Raw genomic sequence first — 18,367 nt, forward strand, 5'->3', positions numbered from 1 at the left:
GGAGGTTCGATCCCTATGGTCAAACATGGGCTTCAACGCAAAATCCAGTACGGGATTCTAGTTTTTCTAGGGCTCTGTTTTTTATTGCCGCTGCTCTGGATCATTCTGGCTTCATTTGACCCGAACGCGCAACAGGGTATCAAAATGCCCAGTACCTGGACCATTCAAAATTTCAAGGATGTACTCGGAGATTCGAGCAATCTTCGTTCATTCGGTGTAGGCCTGATTCTGTCGGGAGGGCAAGCGATATTGGTTGTTCTGGTATCGGTTCTTGCTGCGTATCCTTTATCCCGTTATGAAATGAGATTCAAAAAAAGCTTCTTGTTATCCATTCTGTTCATGACAGCTCTTCCGATTACGGCCGTGATGGTTCCGGTATTTCAGATGTTTCTGTTCTTCAAAATGCAAAATAGCATCATTGCCACGATGCTGTTCCTGACTGCATCCTCACTTCCGTACGGCATCTGGATGATGAAAAACTTCATGGATTCGGTGCCGATTGATCTGGAAGAATCGGCATGGATTGACGGTGCATCCGTGTGGAGCGGATTGAGACGAATTGTAGCGCCATTGATGTTGCCGGGTATTGCAACGATAGCGATATTTACGTTTTCGGGAAGTTGGGGCAACTTCTTCGTGCCATACATTCTGCTCCAGACACCGGAGAAACTTCCGGCATCGGTCACAATTTATCAATTCTTCGGCAGCCACGGTATGGTTGAATACGGCAGATTAGCTGCATTTTCACTACTTTATACAATGCCTTCGGTTGTGCTGTATATTTTCTCTCAGCGGTACATGTCCAAGGGATTCAGCATGGGCGGAGCAACCAAAGGTTAATGACAGGAGGTACGCAACATGACAACCAAAAAGACGGCACATCTTATCTCGCATACCCATTGGGATCGCGAATGGTATATGCCTTATGAACACCATCACGTACTGCTCATTGAGCTGATGGATAAACTACTGGACACGCTTGATCAGGACCCGGAATATCGTTATTTTCATCTGGATGGGCAGACGATTATTCGTGAAGATTATTTGCAGGTTCGGCCTGAACAACAGGAGAGGCTCGACCGTTATATTCGGGAAGGACGCATTCATTTTGGCCCATGGTATGTGTTACAGGATGAGTTTCTGACCAGCAGTGAGGCCAACTTGCGTAATCTGCTCATCGGTCATCGCGATGCTCGTCCATTCGGTGTGATCTCCAAGACGGGATACTTCCCTGACTCATTTGGAAATATGGGACAGGCACCACAGATTCTGCAACAGGCGGACATTCATAACGCGATCTTTGGGCGCGGGGTAAAGCCTACGGGCTTCAATAATGCGGTGGTTGATGCAGAAAGTTACGAATCTCCCTATTCCGAGATGATCTGGCGTTCGCCGGATGGTTCGGAAGTACTCGGCATCTTGTTCGCGAATTGGTACTGTAACGGGATGGAAGTTCCGGTTGATCCAGAGAAAGCCCAAGTTTACTGGGATAAAAATCTGGCGGATGCCGAGAAGTTTGCCTCGACCCCACATCTGTTGTTCATGAATGGTTGTGATCACCAGCCGATCCAGACGGATCTGCCAGCGGCTTTGCGCACGGCAGCGGCCTTGTATCCTGATGTGGAATTTATTCACTCCAATTTTGACGATTACATTGAGGCGGTTACGAAGGAAGTCCCTGAGCATCTGGCGACTATTGAGGGTGAGCTTCGCAGTCAGCACACGGATGGTTGGGGAACACTGGTGAATACGGCATCCGCAAGGGTTTATCTAAAACAGTTGAATCAGCAGGGGCAGACGTTGCTTGAAAAAGTAGCTGAACCTCTGGCCGCGATGGCCCATATAGCCGGGGTAAAAGATTATCCGCACCATCTGTTGACACATGCCTGGAAGATGCTGATGCAGAACCACCCACATGATAGCATCTGCGGATGCAGTGTGGATGAGGTTCACCGTGAGATGGTGACCCGCTTTGCCAAGAGCAGACAGCTTGCGGAGAAATTGGTTGCCCAAAGTGCGCAGGCGATTGCTGAGTCCATTCGTGTGCAACCGACTGAAGCTTGGGGAGAGGGAGCGGTGCCGTTCACTGTGTTCAATACGAGTGGGTGGGATCGAAATGGAAACATTGAGATGGACCTAAATGTGGAAAAAGCATTTTTCCCGGAGGGTCCTCATCCTCAGGCACTTGCGCAGAAGGTGGAAAAAGATGCACTGCCAGTGTATCAGCTGGTTGATTCGGATGGACGCACGTATTCGGCAGAAATCAAGGATCTGGGTGCGCATTTCGGCTATGAACTTCCGAAGGATCGCTTCCGCCAGCCTTATATGGCTCGTAAAGTTAGAGTGACTTTCCAGGCGGTGGATGTACCTTCGCTGGGTTATAAGACATATGCTCTCATTCCCGTTCAGGAGCAAACAGAGATTGCTGAAATGCCCGATACAAGCGACGTCATCGAGGTGCAGGGAATGATGATGGAGAACGGTCAATTGCGGGTGACGGTTGAAGAGAATGGTACGGCAACGATTGAGAATAAGGTCTCTGGTGCTGTATACAGGGGATTGAATTCATATGAAAATACCGGTGATATCGGCAATGAATACGTCTATCGTCAGCCTGATGGAGAGACAACGCTGACCACGGAGCATCTGAAGGCAGACCTGCGGATTGTGGAGCAGTCTCCGTATCGGGCAGTTATGGAAAGTGTATTACACTGGGATATTCCTGCTGGAGCAGATGAACTGTTCGAACTGGAGAAACGCCAAATGGTTCCTTTTACAGAACGAAAGGCGCAGCGAGTTAAGAACACCGTTCCGTTGGTGATCACAACAACGTATACATTGGAAGCAGGCAGTAATATGGTCAAGGTAAAGTCTGACTTTAACAATCAGGCCAAGGATCATCGACTGCGCGCACTCTTTCCATCCGGATTGGTGACAGAGGATCATTATGCAGATTCCATTTTTGAAATTACCAAACGTTCCAATACACCGGCCAAAGAATGGGTGAATCCGAGTAATGCGCAGCATCAGCAAGCGTTTGTACATGTGACCGATGGTGACCATGGATTAATGATTGCAAACAAAGGGCTGAATGAATACGAGATTTTGCAGCGTGAAGAGGGCAGTACGATTGCGGTTACGTTGCTACGTGCCTCTTCGGAACTGGGAGATTGGGGTGTGTTTGAAACACCGGAAGCCCAATGTCTGGGACCTCAGCGGGTGGAATATGCGATTATTCCATTTGCTGGTGATGCTGCGCAGTCAGGTGCATGTGCATCCGCATATGTGTATCCGATTCCGTGGACGACTGTACAGCTGGGGGCATTAGCACGCACGTTTGAGCGGGAAGGTCATGCCGGAGCTGATGGGCAGAAGGTGGAACTACCTCTCTCGAAGCAATGGCTGGCATGGAATGCACAAAGTTCGACACTGGCATTCTCCACATTGAAGATTGCAGAGGAAACCGGAGATTTGATTGCTCGCTGGTATAATCTGAACTCAGAACCCGTTGAATTGAACGTGCAAACTGGGTTCGAATGTGCCTCCGTCTATGAGAGCGATGTTCTGGAACGGGTTAAGGACACGTTGCAGGGTCAAAGCCAAACGGTATCGGGGTACAAGATTGTTACACAAGGTTATGCGTTACGTTGAGTTGATTATTGAATATGATAATAATAGAAACCTCCTGTTCACGTTAGTGTGGACAGGAGGTTTTGTCATGTGCTCCGTTATGTGCACCTACACCAAAGCGTGATGTTGCATAAATATCTAATAACAATTCATGTCGCAATTTTATACATTTATTGTCGTGAGTTTCTATTAAAAATAGATTAAGTCTGTGATAACTTATAGATAAATGTCAGAATATTATATAGTATGGAGGTAAGACACATTGACCATTCGAATTGGAAAAATTAGCTTGTGGCATGTACACGCATGGGATTACATCAAGCAGGCACAGGAACATGAGGATACAGTCATCGCCGCTGTGTGGGATGAAGATGCCAAGCGGGGGCAGGAAGCGGCTGAACGCTTAAACGTACCATTCTATGCTTCGCTTGAAGATATGCTGGCCAAGGATGACATCGATGCCGTTATTGTAGATGCGCCAACCCGCATCCATGAAGAAGTGATCACCGCTGCTGCAAAAGCAGGTAAACATATCTTCACGGAGAAGGTTATTGCGTCGACACAGGCAGGATCCAACAGAATCCTTGATGAGGTGAAGGCAAACAAGGTCAAGATGACAGTTTCCTTACCACGTCTGAATGCAGGATACACACTAACCATTCAGGATGTACTTGACCAAGGATTACTTGGCAAAGTGACGTATGTTAGAGCGCGTTTATCGCATGATGGAGCGATCTCGAACTGGTTGCCTGAACACTTCTATGATCTGAAGGATTGTCAGGGCGGTGCACTGATTGATCTGGGCTGCCATCCAATGTATCTGGCCAAACTGTTTTTGGGTCAGGAAGTAACAGCGGTTAATGCGAACTTCGGATACATTACAGGCAAAGAAGTGGAAGATAATGCAGTTGCAACCTTGTTTACGGATTCCGGAGCAGTTGGCGTTGTTGAAGCTGGTTTTGTGAACAGCCATTCTCCGTTTACGATTGAGGTTCATGGTACGGAAGGTACACTTCTGTATGGAACACCTGATGACAAGTTATTGATTCGTACAAAAGCAGCACAGGGGAAATATAATGACTGGACTGAACTTCCTTTGGCAGACAAAAGAGAAAGCGCATTCAATCAGTGGGTTGCACATATACAGAATGATACGGATGCAACTGAAAACGTGCAGATCGCTATGGAGCTGACCCGTTTGATGGAAGCTGCGAATCTCTCTGCTAAGGAAGAACGTAGAATAGCTCTCAATGAGTTGAAGGGTTAGGTTTTATTAAGGAGGTATGCAATCTTGAGCCTGTATCCTTATGAGAAAATGCTTGAACGGCAGGATCTCCTGGAGAGACTGGATATTCTAATGGTTTGGGGACATTATGAGATTCGCGTGATGCGATTTCATCTGACTTCTTTTCCAGCGGGCCGAGTTGTGGATTTCCATAATCATGCGGAGTTTGAGTTTCATTTTATCCCGAGAGGTAAAGGCAAAGTTATACTCGATGATCAGACACATGCTCTCTCTGAAGGAATGCTGTATTTGACTGGACCGGGTGTCGTTCATTATCAGGAGGCGGATGCCAAAGAGGACATGGATGAATTATGTCTTCATGTGGATATCGTTCACAAGCCAAGAGAACATGTCGATCCCTGGGAAGCAGCAGAATCCGAGGAAACGATTGAAAAGCTGAGAACGCTTCCGCTTACTCCGGTGAATGATTATCATCGGGCGATGCATTGTTTTTTGGAAGCCTATGAGGCATGTGATCAGAAATTGTTAGGTTATTATACGTCGATCAAGCAACTGGTTATCAGCATATTACTCAAAACCGTGCGAGCATACGACACCGGGGGGAATCGACCAGAAGCCCCTGTGCGGGATATGTCGGTGTATCGTTATGAGTATGCAGTGCAATATATGGAGGCGAATCACCCTACAGTGGTCACGCTGGAACATGTAGCAGAGAAACTTCATATCAGCAGCAGACAATTGCAGCGAATCTTCTACCAAGTACAGCCGGAGATGCCGTTCAGCCGTGTGCTGGAGGATATTCGTCTGCGCGCCGTGTGCCGCAATCTGGAAGAAAGTAACGTATCCATTGAACAGATCGCTCTTGCTTCAGGATTCAATAATGCCAACTATTTGCATGCTGTATTTCGCAAACGTCTGGGGATGACCCCGTCGGCTTTTCGTAAAATGAAACAACCAATACTTAAGTGAGGGTGAATATATATGAGTAAAGTATATCGTATCGGAATTATTGGCTGTGGTGGAATCGCGAATGGCAAACATCTGCCGAGTCTGAGTAAATTAGATAATGTTGAACTGGTGGCTTTCTGTGATATCGTTCAGGAACGTGCGGATGAAGCCAAACAGAAATATGGCACTACTGAAGCCGAAGTCTACACGGATTATCAGGAATTGCTCAAGGATGAGTCTTTGGATATTGTGCATGTGCTTACGCCGAATATTTCTCATGCCGAGATTTCCATTGCTGCCCTGGAAGCAGGCAAACATGTCATGTGTGAGAAGCCAATGGCGAAGACATCTGCTGAAGCACAGCTCATGCTGGAAGCGGCGGAGCGTACCGGCAAGAAATTGACCATCGGATACAACAACCGTTTCAGAGAAGACAGTCAGTATTTGAAGAAGGTGTGCGAAGCTGGTGATCTGGGTAATATTTATTTTGCCAAAGCACATGCGATTAGACGTAGAGCAGTACCGACATGGGGTGTTTTCTTGGATGAGGAGAAACAAGGTGGCGGTCCACTGATTGATATTGGTACGCACGCACTTGATCTGACACTCTGGATGATGGATAACTATCAACCAAAGGTTGTGCTGGGCACGACTTATCATGAGCTTTCACAACGTGAAAATGCGGCCAATGCCTGGGGCCCATGGGACCCGAAACAATTCTCCGTCGAAGACTCGGCCTTTGGCATGATTGTGATGGAGAATGGGGCAACGATCATGCTGGAATCCAGTTGGGCACTGAACTCACTAGACGTGGATGAAGCGAAATGTAGCTTGAGCGGCAGCGAAGCGGGTGCGGATATGAAGAACGGACTGCGCATCAATGGCGAGAAATTCAGCCGTCTATATACCAATGAGATTGAACTGAGTGCAGGCGGGGTAGCTTTCTACGATGGTAAGAGCGAGAGCGCACCGGATGTGGAGATGAGAAAGTGGATTGAAGCGATTGAGAACGATCAGGAGCCAGTCGTTACACCAAAACAAGCGCTGGTTGTATCTCAAATCCTGGAAGCACTTTATGAATCTGCTCGCACAGGCAAGGCTGTATATTTGAATAACAATAACGAAGCTTAGAACAGACAGAAAACAATAGATTACCAAACCCTTTGTCCCGTTATTTTGTGGGCAGAGGGTTTTTGGTGTTTTGATCACTAGCTATTGGTCCATACCAGACTCTATTTCGGCACATATGATGAGAGAAAACTGAGCTGAAAAGAGGGTATGTCTTGACTAAACACAAAACGAGTCATGGTGTTTCCATTGTGGTATGTACCAATCGGCCGCAATTTTTTGACAACATCCTGCAAAATTACAGTCGGCAGCATTATAAAAGTAAAGAACTGATCATTGTCCTGAATCATGACAGTATGAATCTGGCATTATACCAAAACCGCGTTCGAAATCTTGCCAATGTTCATGTATATCAAATTCCGGAGAGGATTTCATTAGGACAAAGCCTGAACGCCGGCATGACAAGGGCACGCTTTTCGTTGATTGCCAAATTTGATGATGATGACTACTATTCGCCGTATTATTTAACAGAGCAGGTGAGAGAACTTAAACGGACCAAAAGTGATATTGTTGGAAAACATTCGTGTCTCGTTTATTTGGGCGCATCCAAAACATTGTTGGTCAGATCTCCGGCTGAAAAAAATAAACCGGTTGAATTTGTTCAAGGGGGAACTATTCTATTTAAAAGAGAAATCTTGAAAAAAGTCCGCTTCACGGACCGTTCAATAGGGGAAGATGTAACCTTCCTGAGACAATGCAGGAAAAGAGGATTCAAAGCGTACGCGACCTCTCCTTACAATTATGTCTATCACCGTAGACAGAACAAAAAAAGTCATACCTGGAGAGCGGATGACAGCTTTTACCTGGAGGGAAGCAAGAAACTTGCGGTTACAGAGGATTTCAGACCCTATGCTAATAAAAAGTTATAGAGGACAGAGTTAGATATATTAAACTAAACATTTACACAAAACGGAGAGGACAGAAATAACCTGAAGAAGCGGAGCGTTCGCCTACAAGCTTTCTGAAAGAAAGCTACATCGGAAGCATACGCTATCTCCGGATTTACCCCTTTCAAAAAGGGATTCAAAGAAATCCGGGGATAACAGCGATCGGAAGGTTATTCTGTCATCGTAGTGGCTCGTGTAAATAACGAAGGGAAGATGCATCTGCTGCGTGTAGATGCGTCTTTTTTGTGCCAAAATGCTTTAATTTGGAGGTGGTGAGAAAAAAAATATGAATTTACTTGAAAAAAAGTATTGCATATAAGTTTAGTCGGAATTATATTAATGGTATAAGGTCTAGACCATATACAGATCGGAGTGTTTAGATGTCCAGTACGTTTTCATTTCGTTTTGAGAAAGTATCCACCAAAAAGGTAAGTGAATTCATTAGGGAACAACTGGAAGAAGCCATTATTTTGAAAGAATTAATGAGTGAAGAACAGCTTCCAGCCGAGCGAGATCTGGCAGAGATTTTTAACGTAAGCCGCATTACCGTTCGCGAGGCACTCTCTTCATTGGAAGAGAAAGGCTTGATTGAGAAAAGGGTGGGTGCCAAAGGCGGAACATTTGTACTGCCTCTGACAGCCAATTCGCATAAACGGACCAGAGAAGAAATTAAACGGGATTGGTCACAAATGCTGAAGGTGTTTGAATATCGAACCATCATCGAGCCGGAGGGAGCTTTTCTCGCTGCTGAGCGGATCACCGCAGGCGAACTGGAGCTGCTTGAGGGTTACATGGAACAAAGTATAGAGCCAGACTGTACAAGGGAATGGTTCAGGGCGCTGGATGTGAAATTTCATCTGACCATCGCCAAGGCTTCGGGGAATCCATACTGCGAGAGAGCCGTCAGACAGATCCGGACCAAAATTAATCCGGCGCTCGACTTGATGCCTTATGATGACAGAATACGTACCGTCAATCACGGTGTACATATGGAGATTCTTGAAGCATTGAAAGCCCATGATAGCATCAAGTCTAAGGAGACGATGAAAAGGCATATCGAATTCTCGGCGGATGCAATCTATGCCCGTTTGGTTTCTGAATCAGATGAAAATGAAGGGAATGACAGCGAATGAATCGTTCAGAACTAATACAGCTGGCTCAGCCACTACAAGCCCAGTTAAGTGCTTGGCGCAGAGATTTACATCAGCATCCGGAAATCGGCTATGAGGAGCATCGCACATCCGCTATCGTAGCTGAGCACCTGGAAAGCCTGGGCCTGGAAGTTACTCGCAATGTCGGACAGACCGGGGTTACAGGCCTGCTTCGCGGAGAGACCGATGGACCAACCTTCGCCTTGCGCGCAGACATGGATGCTCTGCCAATCCAGGATCAGAAAGCGGTGGAATACCGCTCGCAAGTGGAGGGCAAAGCCCATCTGTGTGGACATGACGCTCACACCTCCATCCTGATGGGAGCCGCCCAATTGCTTACTGGCCTTGGAAGACCGAAATCAGGTAACATCAAATTTATTTTCCAGCCAGCAGAAGAGGGACTTGCAGGAGCAAGAGCCATGATCCAGGACGGTGTTCTGGAGAATCCGAAGGTTGATGCCATCGCAGGATTACACATGACACCTGGACAGGACACGGGAACCTTGGGTGTAAGTCAGGGCGTTGCTTTTGCATCAGCTGATCCCTTGATTATCAAGGTGTTTGGCAAGGGCGGCCACGCAGCTCGTCCGCATGAGGGCATTGACGCGATCGCGGTATCCGCTCAGGTCATCACCGCATTGCAAAATATCGTCAGTCGGATGGTTGATCCACTTGAACCGGCAGTAGTCACGATTGGCAAAATCACCGGAGGTTATATGGGAACAGCCATCGCCCCGGAAGTGGAGATGATCGGTACGGTTCGTACACTCTCACCTGCCATTCGTGAGCGGATGCCAGCTTTGATCGAGCAGGTTGTTAAAGGGGTCTGCGATTCTTTTGGAGCAGGATGCGAAGTTGTCTACGGCGATGGATACCCTGTTGTCGTGAATGATCTCGGCATGGTTGACCTGCTAACAGAGACTTGTGATCAGGTTAATGCGGAGAAGGGATGGACTTATATCAAACCCTCCACAGGGGGCGAGGACTTTGCGTTTTATTGTGAACAGATTCCGGGTGTGTTTTTCAGACTAGGATCTGGGAATGATGAGGAACGTACTCGCTATCCACTCCACCATCCCATGTTTGATCTTGATGAGACAGCGATGCCTTATGGTGTGGGCATGTTGTCTGCAGTAGCACTTGAATTTTTGGCAAGGAATACAACTTCTGAGGGGGAGCAATCACAATGAAAAAAAGACAATGGACAGGCTTGTGGATCACGTTACTGGCAGTCGTAATGGTACTCAGCGCTTGCGGAGGAAAATCGACAAGCACGAATGACAATGCCTCAACAGGAGGAACGGGCAGTGAAAGCGCAAGTACAACACTGACCGTTGCTGCTGCAACAGATATTGAGAGTTTCGATCCGCACAACAACAACAACACCTCCAGTGAGGCGGTTCTGGTCAACGTTTTTGATTATCTGATCAAAAATGACAGTGAACAGAAAAAAGTTGCGGGACTTGCGACATCATGGGATCAGGTTGATGATACAACGTGGAGATTCAAGCTGCGTGAAGGTGTGACCTTCCACAACGGCGATCCATTCACTTCAGCAGATGTAAAATACACGCTGGAGCGCGTAGCCAAGGACGAGACACTGAAACAAAACAGTTATTTTAAAAATATCGTAGAAGTTAAAGCGGTGGATGACTATACCGTAGATATTATCACGGATGGTCCAGATCCGTTGCTCCTGAATCGTTTGTCCAAAATGGGAGCAGGGATTCTGCCAGCAAAATATATTGCAGACAAAGGATTCGATGCTTTCCTGAAACAACCGGTAGGCACAGGCCCTTACAAGTTCAGTAAATGGACCAAAGATGATCGTGTGGAACTTGTGAAAAACGAGAGCTACTTCGATGGTGAACCAAAATGGAATGAAGTGGTATTCCGCGTTATTCCTGAAGCCTCCACGCGGGTATCCGAATTGCTTGCTGGTGGTGTAGATGTGGCGTCTTCCATTCCGTCCACGGACATTGCCCGGATCGAAGGCGAAGCAGATAAAAAGATTGTCAAAGCGCCAATCCAGCGTGTACTTCAGTTGATCTTCCGTCAGACAGAAGGCAGCATCACGGCTGATCCGAAAGTACGTGAAGCCATTGACCTGGCTATCGACAAACAAGGAATTGTGGACAGCATTGCCGGCGGAGCAGGTATCGTAACCCGCACATCCGTAACACCAGGCAACTTCGGTGCTGATCCTTCATTGTACAAAACGTCACTTTATGATCAAGAAAAAGCGAAACAGTTGCTGCAAGAAGCTGGCTATGCGGAAGGTGAAGCCGAGATGACCATCTCCGTTTCTGCACAGTACAAAGAACAGGCTGAAGTTGTTGCAGCGATGCTGGAACAAGCCGGATTCAAAATCAACCTGGATGTCCTGGAAGCAAGTGCATTCAGTGAACGTTACAGCTCCAAATCATTCAAAGAAATCTTCATGATTGGTATTGGTAACTCCTTGTTCGATGCTTCGAACAACTACAATCGTTATATGCTGGAAGAAGCAAAAGGCGAGTCGGATTACAACAATCCTGAAGTAGAGAAACTGCTTCAATCTGCATTGGTGAACATGGACCCTGCGTCTCGTGAGAAAGAGTATCAGCAAGTACAACAGATCTTCTCTGAAGAACGCCCAGCCGTATATCTGTACCAAATGGAAGGTGTCTACGGAACAAATGCTAAAGTGAACTTCGCGCCGCGCAGTGACGAGATGTTCTATGCTGACGAGATTACACCTGTTGCACAGTAACATCGGGTATAACAACCGGTCATTGAAAAGATAGGCCGTGAACGGCAGGGACTGGATAACCATGTTCCTGCCGTTCTTTTTTAAAAGGGAGGTGAACAAGGAATGGGCAAATACGTACTTAAGTCATTACTACAGATCATTCCGGTGCTGTTCATTGTTTCATTAATTGTGTTCATTTTGGTTCGAGTCACTGGTGATCCGGTTGCGCTAATGTTGCCTGAAACGGCTACCGCTGAAGATCGTGCTGTCTTGACGCAGGCACTTGGTTTGGACCAGCCTTTATATACGCAATACGTGAAGTTTCTGGGCAGTGCGATACAGGGAGACTTTGGTCAGTCTTTTCGCTACAATCAGCCTGCGTTAGAGCTGGTGCTGGAGAGATTGCCTGCCAGCTTTGAATTGGCGGTAGCCGCCATGTTTTTTGCCGTACTTATGGCAGTGCCACTTGGCGTCATCTCAGCTGTCAAACGCAATACGTTTACCGATCTCATTATTTCAGGAATATCCGTCATTGGTAAGGCGATGCCAAACTTCTGGATGGGGATTATGCTTATCCTCTTGTTCTCCGTCATGCTGGGCGTATTGCCGGTATCCGGTCGCGGAGGATTGTCACATCTGATCTTGCCGGCATTTACACTTGGCGTTGGACTGGCTGCGCAGATGACCCGACTGATTCGCTCCAGCATGCTGGAGATTCTCAACCAGGACTATATTCGAACAGCCCGCAGCAAAGGGCTAGGCCGAATGGTTGTCATTGTGAAACATGCGTTTCGGAATGGACTAATTCCGGTCGTGACGATTATGAGTTTGCAGTTTACAAGTCTGATCGGGGGAACCTTGATTACGGAAACGGTATTCTCCTGGCCTGGACTGGGTCAATTGCTGGTCGTTGCAGTCAACACACATGATATGGCGATTGTACAGGCCGCGGTGTTTGTCATTGCCTTTATCGTTGTAGTAATTAACATCTTGACGGATGTAGCTTACAGGCTACTCGATCCGCGCATCAAATACGACTAGAAGGAGGTGCAATCATATGACAGGCAGCAATGAAATGCCAATTCCGGGTACAGAACAGGAACAAGACAATGGGCGTGCACCAACGGGATTTCGTTATATCTGGCAACAACTGATCATCAGCAAGACCGGAATGTTTGGTGCTGTGCTTGTATTGTTGGTTGTGTTAATTGCCATAGGTGCACCTCTATTGACGAGTCATGATCCGGCAGCGGTGAATCCGCTAAACCGACTAAAACCACCAGCATGGCTTGAGGGTGGAACGGCCGAATACTGGCTGGGTACCGATAATCTCGGCAGAGACATGTGGAGCCGTATTGTATACGGTGCCCGGGTTTCCTTAATCGTGGGTATGGGTGCCGTGATTGTGTCAGGAATCATTGGCGCGATTCTGGGGCTGGTATCCGGATTCTACGGGAAATGGCTGGATGCCGTCATCATGCGTGTAGGTGATGCATTCATGGCGATTCCAACCATCCTGTTCATGCTTGTTGTGATGGCGATTGTTGGCCCGGGTATTACAACGTTGATCTTTGTCATCGGGGTGACGAACTGGGTTCCATTCACCCGTGTGGTAAGAAGTGAAGTACTAAGTATCAAAGAGCGGGATTTTGTTCATGCGGCCAGATCGATTGGCGCGAAGAATGGAAGATTGATTCTCAAACACATTCTGCCGAATATTCTTTCATCCTTTATCGTCATCTGCGGTATGAATGTGGGCACGACCATTATTATGGAAGCTTCACTCAGTTTCCTGGGTCTGGGTATCAAACCACCCGATGTATCCTGGGGAGGTATGCTCAGTGATGGCAGACAATACGTTGCAACAAGCTGGTGGGTCGCTACATTCCCGGGACTAGCCATTACATTTACCGTACTCGGTGTTATTTTCCTTGGAGATTGGCTGCGTGATGTGCTTGATCCACGTACGGAGACAACCCATAAATAAACGGAGAAGGGAGCCATCATTATGAATCAAAGACCAATTCTGCCGGAGGATCTGAGTCACTATCGTTGGATCAGTCAGCCAGTAATCAGTCTGAACGGACAAGTGGCTTATGTGGAACAGACCATAGATCAGGATAAAAACGAATATAACACGCAAATTCGAGGGATTTCCCTCGATGGTGATGAAGATATTGCACTTTCGGATGGAACAAAAGATTCCTCACCTGCTTGGTCGCCGGATGGCACACAGCTCACATTTATTCGCTCAGTGGATGGGGGGAAAGGACTATGGGCGCTTCATTCAGATCAAAAAGAGCCGATCATGCTGATATCTCCCGCACGTAAAATATTGAGTTATATCTGGTCACCGAACGGGCAGTACATTGCGTTTACCAGCAAGGTGCAACCGGAGGACCAACAGAAGAAAGCAGATGTCCAACAGGAGCCAGCACCTGTGTTGCGAGGTAAAGTCTTCGAGCGCACAACGCCGAAGGCGGAAGGATCTGGCTGGTGGGATGGTCAATACAGCCATTTGTTTGTATATGAGCTCAAAAGCGGGGAAATCACGCAGGTGACTTCCGGGCTATGGAATATCAGTGCTCCCGCATGGTCGCCAGATAGCCTGCAGCTTTCTTTCATTTCGAAGCAAGTAGAGGATGAGGAACTTGATGCGGATCTGCTGTACTTTACGGATATATACAGCATTCGATTGGGAGAGAGTGATCTCTTCAAAGTGACGGATTCCAGTCTGGCGATAAACCAGTTCTCCTATTCATCTGATGGGCAACAGCTGATCCTGATCGCCAGTGATCGTGAGTATGGAAGTGGGAGCCACAACAGCTTATACGCTGTCCCAGTTCAGCGGGGTGTACCCAGGATAATTGCACCTCAATTAGATATGCAGATGGGTAACGCAGCACTGGGGGATATGAAGTCGGCAGGTGCATCACCTTCTCCTATCTCGGATGCCCATCATCCGGAACGTGGTGTATATGTACTCGGAACGCACAATGGAAATGTGGACGTGTATCGCATTCAAGATGATGGGAATTGTCAACTCGTAACGGGCGCTGGTGAAAAGGATGTGTATCAGTATACCTTAACGCCGGATGGAACGTCGCTGGTTATCGCTGCGTTGACGGATGGACATCCTGGAGAATTATATCGCGTGAATATCGACAGTGGTGAAATGTTCAGACTCACCCGGCGAAATGATGAATTCATGGCTGAATTGGCTGTAAATGTGCCAGTTCGTGTAGAGTTTACATCCTCCGATGGATGGCCGCTTCAAGGTTGGTTAGCCACACCGGCAATACGTAAGTCCAATGGGAAGCTGCCATTAATTTTGCAGATTCATGGTGGACCCCACGCGATGTATACAGGAACGTACAGTCATGAGATGCAGACACTCGTTGCGCAAGGTTACGCTGTGCTGTGGATCAATCCTCGCGGAAGTATGGGATACGGGCAAGAATTTGCCAGAGCTTGCCGTGGTGACTTTGCCGGAGGGGATTACCGGGATCTGATGGAAGCTGTTGATTATGCCTTGGCTACATACGATTTCCTTGATGCATCACGTCTGGGTGTAGCGGGTGGCAGTTATGGCGGAGTGATGACCAACTGGATCGTGGCGCATACGCACCGTTTCAAGGCGGCTGTAACCCAGCGTTGCATCTCCAACTGGTTATCCATGTATGGAACGAGTGATATCGGTATTTCCTATGTCGAGGGAGTCATCGGTGGTAATCCGGCGGAAAACGCTGAATTCCTGTGGTCCCGCTCACCTCTTGCTCATGCACACCACATTGAGACGCCACTTCTGATCATGCACGGAGAGCAGGACTATCGGACACCGATTGCACAAGCGGAGGAATTATATACTACGCTAAAACGATATGGTAAAAAGACTAAACTGATTCGTTATCCAGGTTCCAACCACAGTTTGCTCAAAAGCGGTAAACCTTCACTTCGGATCGATAGCTTCGAACAGGTGAATGCCTGGTTCAATCAGTACCTCGGGAAGGATGAGGAGGGCGAGCAATGAGTCGAACTCAGCTGTCCATTCCTGTAGGGCTTCTTGTAGAGAATGTTCTGACAAGTGGGGAATCAAAAGAAGTGATTATTGAATGTTTACAACGTCGAGACTATTCCCGGTTGTTGCCTCTGGTTAAGGAATCCGCGATGGATTTTGATGAAAGACTACAGACAGCAGCTGATATCGGAGACGATTGGGAAAAGGCGATACGTCAAGGTTATGAGTTCAAGTTTTTGCATATTAACGGGTTGAAACGATTGCTCGATTTCCGGTTTGACCGTAAGGTGGATCGGGACTATGTTCAAGATGAACTGTCACTGAAGCATATTCAACTGACCGCAGAAGAGATTGAATTGCTACAATCGTTAATTGGCAGGCAGTGGATCGTGCAACTAGAAGAAACAGAGGCAGCAGAAGAAGGCAGCAAAGAGAGTGGGTTATCCTCCCGCATTCCTGTCCATATTCAATTGAAGTTCCCTTAATATGGACCAAGAAGAAACCGCGACGATCGCGGTTTTTTTGCTATGTACAGGTAGAAATGTGAGTGAATGAATTCAAAAGTTGAAATCGGACTCCGAATGATTTATATTTTTATTAAATGATACTTTAATATATCAAAAATGCAGGTATAAAGAGGGGGACCTAGGATGTCCATTCAAAATGTTTTGGGAAAAATTCAAATATCGGATGATGTGATCTCCAAAATTGTCGGCAAGATCGCAAATACCACCAGTGAGATTTCCTCCATGTCGACAGGACTTGTAGAAGGCATCACCAAAAAGTGGAGTGGGAAAAGTCTGCAAAATGGCATTGCCATTCGCAAGATAGATTCCAGACTGGAGATTAACTTAAAGGTTGTGGTTCGTTATGGAACGAAAGTACATGAAGTCTGCAGGGAATTGCAAAACAATGTGAGATTACATGTGGAACAGCTGACCGGGTTAACCATTGATACGGTGAATGTGATCGTCGAGGGGGTTTCATTCAACCAACCTGCTGCCAAGCTTTAGTCCAACTTCAACTACCTAGAGGAGTGACAGCGATGAATAAGATTTCCATAACAAAAGCCAGTCCACAGTCTTTAGTCGGCGGGCAACTAAATCAGATGGCACTTGAATATATGGCATATTCGCTTGCAGGTACCAAGGATAAAGGCATTATAGAAAAAACATTCAACAAGTTATGGCGCTCGAAACAGAACCGATTCAGTCACCAGTACGCTTATGAAGCCAAAATGGGTAACCAAACGCTGGGCATGATCATGTGTTATCCAACCACTTTAATGAACAAACTCGCTTTGCCAACGTTCTCCAAACTGTTTGAACTTCGTAAATGGGGCCTGATTAAGTATAATCTCCAACATTGGAAAGAGTTTTACTCCATGGTGACATTAAAAGAAGCGGAGAACGACGAGTACCACATCGGAACATTGGCTACGTTGCCTGAAAGCAGAGGACTAGGTGTAGGGACACACCTCATTCATTTTGCTGAGGAGCAAGCTATAACACAAGGTCTGTCCAAATCTTCACTTACGGTTAAAAAGGAAAATCTACTAGCTATTAAACTCTACGAGCGTTTGGGATACCAGAGAGTAGGGGAAATCAATAAACCGTCGTTATCCCTGTACCGAATGTCCAAAATACTGGTGTAGTGCATTCTAATACGAATAGAAAAAAGCAGCTAACTGAGAGTTTCACATAAATAAGCCCACATTGGAACAGTTAAAAGTGTGTGCTGGAGGGACGCTTTATGCGTCCCTTTTTTAGTTTTCAGATTTTTCTCATAAAAAAAGTAACTTGACTTTTGTATGGGTTTAAGCAGGTACTTGACAGGGGTGTGGTATAGTATAAAAAGTTCTTTTAATGAAGAAAGACGGAGAAATATACAATGTGGGGTGTAACCAGTGTATCAATATAAAGATCAGGAATATGAAGCAGTACATTTTGAGGGACGTGATCTGCGCTATGGAGAACTCATAAGTTGTGTTTTCAAGCAGTGTACATTTATGAACGCTTCTATGGAAGAGATTGAGACAAGTAACTGCCGTTTTATCGAGTGTGACTTCAAAGGGGCTTCCATGAATGGTTCGATTCATACGGAATCAGCTTTTGAAAACTGCACCTTTGGTGGTGCGAATCTATTTGCTTCCAAATTCAGTTCTTGCAAGATGACGGGATCGGACTTTTCAGGTGCGCAAATGGATGGGATTACACTAAGCCACGGCGATTGGTCTTATACGAATCTGAGACATACACGTTTGGGGAAACAGGATCTGCGAGGAATTCGTTTCTTTGAGGCTGACTTTACGGACACGGATTTCACCAAAGCGGATTTGAGAGACTGTGATCTTACCCGAGTTGTATTAAGCAGAGCCAAGCTGCAAGGGGCCGATTTAAGAGGGGCTAACCTGGAAGGCATCGATCTGAAATCACTGGATATCAAAGGCGTACGTTTGGATCGCGAACAAGCGGTTCTGTTTGTACGCTCGTATGGTGCGAAAGTAGACTAAGTTGAGTTGAACATACACAGCATGAAGCCGCCCTTAAGGCGGCTTTTTTGAGTTTGAAGCTTTCCGATTCAAAGAAAATAGGCAGGAATAAGAGATCTAAACAAGAAGTAGTTAAC

General features: G+C 46.7%; 16 protein-coding genes. All 16 read left to right on the forward strand.

The annotated features are described in order from the left end of the window. Positions 1-15: 15 nt before the first annotated feature. The 16 genes from NZ043_RS23155 (at position 16) to NZ043_RS23230 (ending at position 18,251) form a co-directional block, all read left to right on the forward strand. Positions 16-840, forward strand: a complete 825-nt coding sequence (locus NZ043_RS23155; RefSeq protein WP_339309322.1) for a carbohydrate ABC transporter permease — start codon at positions 16-18, stop codon at positions 838-840. 18 nt (positions 841-858) lie between these two features. After that, entirely contained in the window at positions 859-3,651 is a 2,793-nt protein-coding gene (locus NZ043_RS23160; protein WP_339309323.1) for an alpha-mannosidase, read from the forward strand. Positions 3,652-3,892: 241 nt separating this feature from the next. Then, positions 3,893-4,897, forward strand: coding sequence for a Gfo/Idh/MocA family oxidoreductase (locus NZ043_RS23165; protein WP_091030911.1), 1,005 nt, complete (start codon positions 3,893-3,895; stop codon positions 4,895-4,897). A 24-nt stretch (positions 4,898-4,921) separates the two neighbouring features. Further along, the gene (locus tag NZ043_RS23170) at positions 4,922-5,845 is read left to right on the forward strand and encodes a helix-turn-helix domain-containing protein (protein WP_240767998.1); all 924 of its coding nucleotides are present in this window, start codon (positions 4,922-4,924) and stop codon (positions 5,843-5,845) included. A gap of 12 nt (positions 5,846-5,857) precedes the next feature. Continuing rightward, the gene (locus NZ043_RS23175) at positions 5,858-6,955 is read left to right on the forward strand and encodes a Gfo/Idh/MocA family oxidoreductase (protein ID WP_133384640.1); all 1,098 of its coding nucleotides are present in this window, start codon (positions 5,858-5,860) and stop codon (positions 6,953-6,955) included. A 152-nt stretch (positions 6,956-7,107) separates the two neighbouring features. After that, positions 7,108-7,821, forward strand: coding sequence for a glycosyltransferase family A protein (locus NZ043_RS23180; protein ID WP_091030906.1), 714 nt, complete (start codon positions 7,108-7,110; stop codon positions 7,819-7,821). 398 nt (positions 7,822-8,219) lie between these two features. Beyond that, entirely contained in the window at positions 8,220-8,972 is a 753-nt protein-coding gene (locus tag NZ043_RS23185) for an FCD domain-containing protein (protein WP_091030905.1), read from the forward strand. After that, positions 8,969-10,180 carry a M20 family metallopeptidase gene (locus tag NZ043_RS23190; protein ID WP_339309324.1) on the forward strand — a complete coding sequence of 404 codons (1,212 nt, stop codon included), beginning with the start codon at positions 8,969-8,971 and terminating at the stop codon, positions 10,178-10,180. The genes NZ043_RS23185 and NZ043_RS23190 overlap by 4 nt, the downstream gene beginning before the upstream one ends. Continuing rightward, positions 10,177-11,742, forward strand: a complete 1,566-nt coding sequence (locus NZ043_RS23195) for an ABC transporter substrate-binding protein (protein ID WP_091030899.1) — start codon at positions 10,177-10,179, stop codon at positions 11,740-11,742. The genes NZ043_RS23190 and NZ043_RS23195 overlap by 4 nt, the downstream gene beginning before the upstream one ends. A gap of 102 nt (positions 11,743-11,844) precedes the next feature. After that, a complete protein-coding gene (locus tag NZ043_RS23200; protein WP_017688654.1) occupies positions 11,845-12,762 on the forward strand; it encodes an ABC transporter permease in 918 nt (305 codons plus the stop codon). 16 nt (positions 12,763-12,778) lie between these two features. Beyond that, positions 12,779-13,708, forward strand: a complete 930-nt coding sequence (locus NZ043_RS23205; RefSeq protein WP_091030896.1) for an ABC transporter permease — start codon at positions 12,779-12,781, stop codon at positions 13,706-13,708. A 21-nt stretch (positions 13,709-13,729) separates the two neighbouring features. Beyond that, positions 13,730-15,751, forward strand: coding sequence for a S9 family peptidase (locus NZ043_RS23210; RefSeq protein WP_339309325.1), 2,022 nt, complete (start codon positions 13,730-13,732; stop codon positions 15,749-15,751). After that, positions 15,748-16,224 (forward strand): hypothetical protein, encoded by a 477-nt coding sequence (locus NZ043_RS23215; RefSeq protein ID WP_091030890.1) that lies wholly within the window; start codon positions 15,748-15,750, stop codon positions 16,222-16,224. Before NZ043_RS23210 ends, NZ043_RS23215 begins: the two co-directional genes overlap by 4 nt. 165 nt (positions 16,225-16,389) lie before the next feature. After that, positions 16,390-16,752 carry an Asp23/Gls24 family envelope stress response protein gene (locus NZ043_RS23220; RefSeq protein WP_249910808.1) on the forward strand — a complete coding sequence of 121 codons (363 nt, stop codon included), beginning with the start codon at positions 16,390-16,392 and terminating at the stop codon, positions 16,750-16,752. A 32-nt stretch (positions 16,753-16,784) separates the two neighbouring features. Further along, on the forward strand, positions 16,785-17,393 hold the full coding sequence (locus NZ043_RS23225) for an N-acetyltransferase (protein ID WP_091030886.1): 609 nt from the start codon (positions 16,785-16,787) through the stop codon (positions 17,391-17,393). Positions 17,394-17,645: 252 nt separating this feature from the next. Continuing rightward, a complete protein-coding gene (locus NZ043_RS23230; protein ID WP_036608249.1) occupies positions 17,646-18,251 on the forward strand; it encodes a pentapeptide repeat-containing protein in 606 nt (201 codons plus the stop codon). The last annotated feature ends 116 nt before the right edge of the window (positions 18,252-18,367 follow it).

It is taken from the genome of Paenibacillus sp. FSL k6-2145 (genome assembly GCF_037976585.1).
Classification (GTDB): Bacteria; Bacillota; Bacilli; order Paenibacillales; family Paenibacillaceae; genus Paenibacillus.

Coding starts and splice junctions, on each gene's coding strand:
- NZ043_RS23155 (WP_339309322.1), top strand. CDS start 16: ATGGTCAAACATGGGCTTCAACGCAAAATCCAGTACGGGATTCTAGTT.
- NZ043_RS23160 (WP_339309323.1), top strand. CDS start 859: ATGACAACCAAAAAGACGGCACATCTTATCTCGCATACCCATTGGGAT.
- NZ043_RS23175 (WP_133384640.1), top strand. CDS start 5,858: ATGAGTAAAGTATATCGTATCGGAATTATTGGCTGTGGTGGAATCGCG.
- NZ043_RS23185 (WP_091030905.1), top strand. CDS start 8,220: ATGTCCAGTACGTTTTCATTTCGTTTTGAGAAAGTATCCACCAAAAAG.
- NZ043_RS23190 (WP_339309324.1), top strand. CDS start 8,969: ATGAATCGTTCAGAACTAATACAGCTGGCTCAGCCACTACAAGCCCAG.
- NZ043_RS23195 (WP_091030899.1), top strand. CDS start 10,177: ATGAAAAAAAGACAATGGACAGGCTTGTGGATCACGTTACTGGCAGTC.
- NZ043_RS23200 (WP_017688654.1), top strand. CDS start 11,845: ATGGGCAAATACGTACTTAAGTCATTACTACAGATCATTCCGGTGCTG.
- NZ043_RS23205 (WP_091030896.1), top strand. CDS start 12,779: ATGACAGGCAGCAATGAAATGCCAATTCCGGGTACAGAACAGGAACAA.
- NZ043_RS23210 (WP_339309325.1), top strand. CDS start 13,730: ATGAATCAAAGACCAATTCTGCCGGAGGATCTGAGTCACTATCGTTGG.
- NZ043_RS23215 (WP_091030890.1), top strand. CDS start 15,748: ATGAGTCGAACTCAGCTGTCCATTCCTGTAGGGCTTCTTGTAGAGAAT.
- NZ043_RS23220 (WP_249910808.1), top strand. CDS start 16,390: ATGTCCATTCAAAATGTTTTGGGAAAAATTCAAATATCGGATGATGTG.
- NZ043_RS23225 (WP_091030886.1), top strand. CDS start 16,785: ATGAATAAGATTTCCATAACAAAAGCCAGTCCACAGTCTTTAGTCGGC.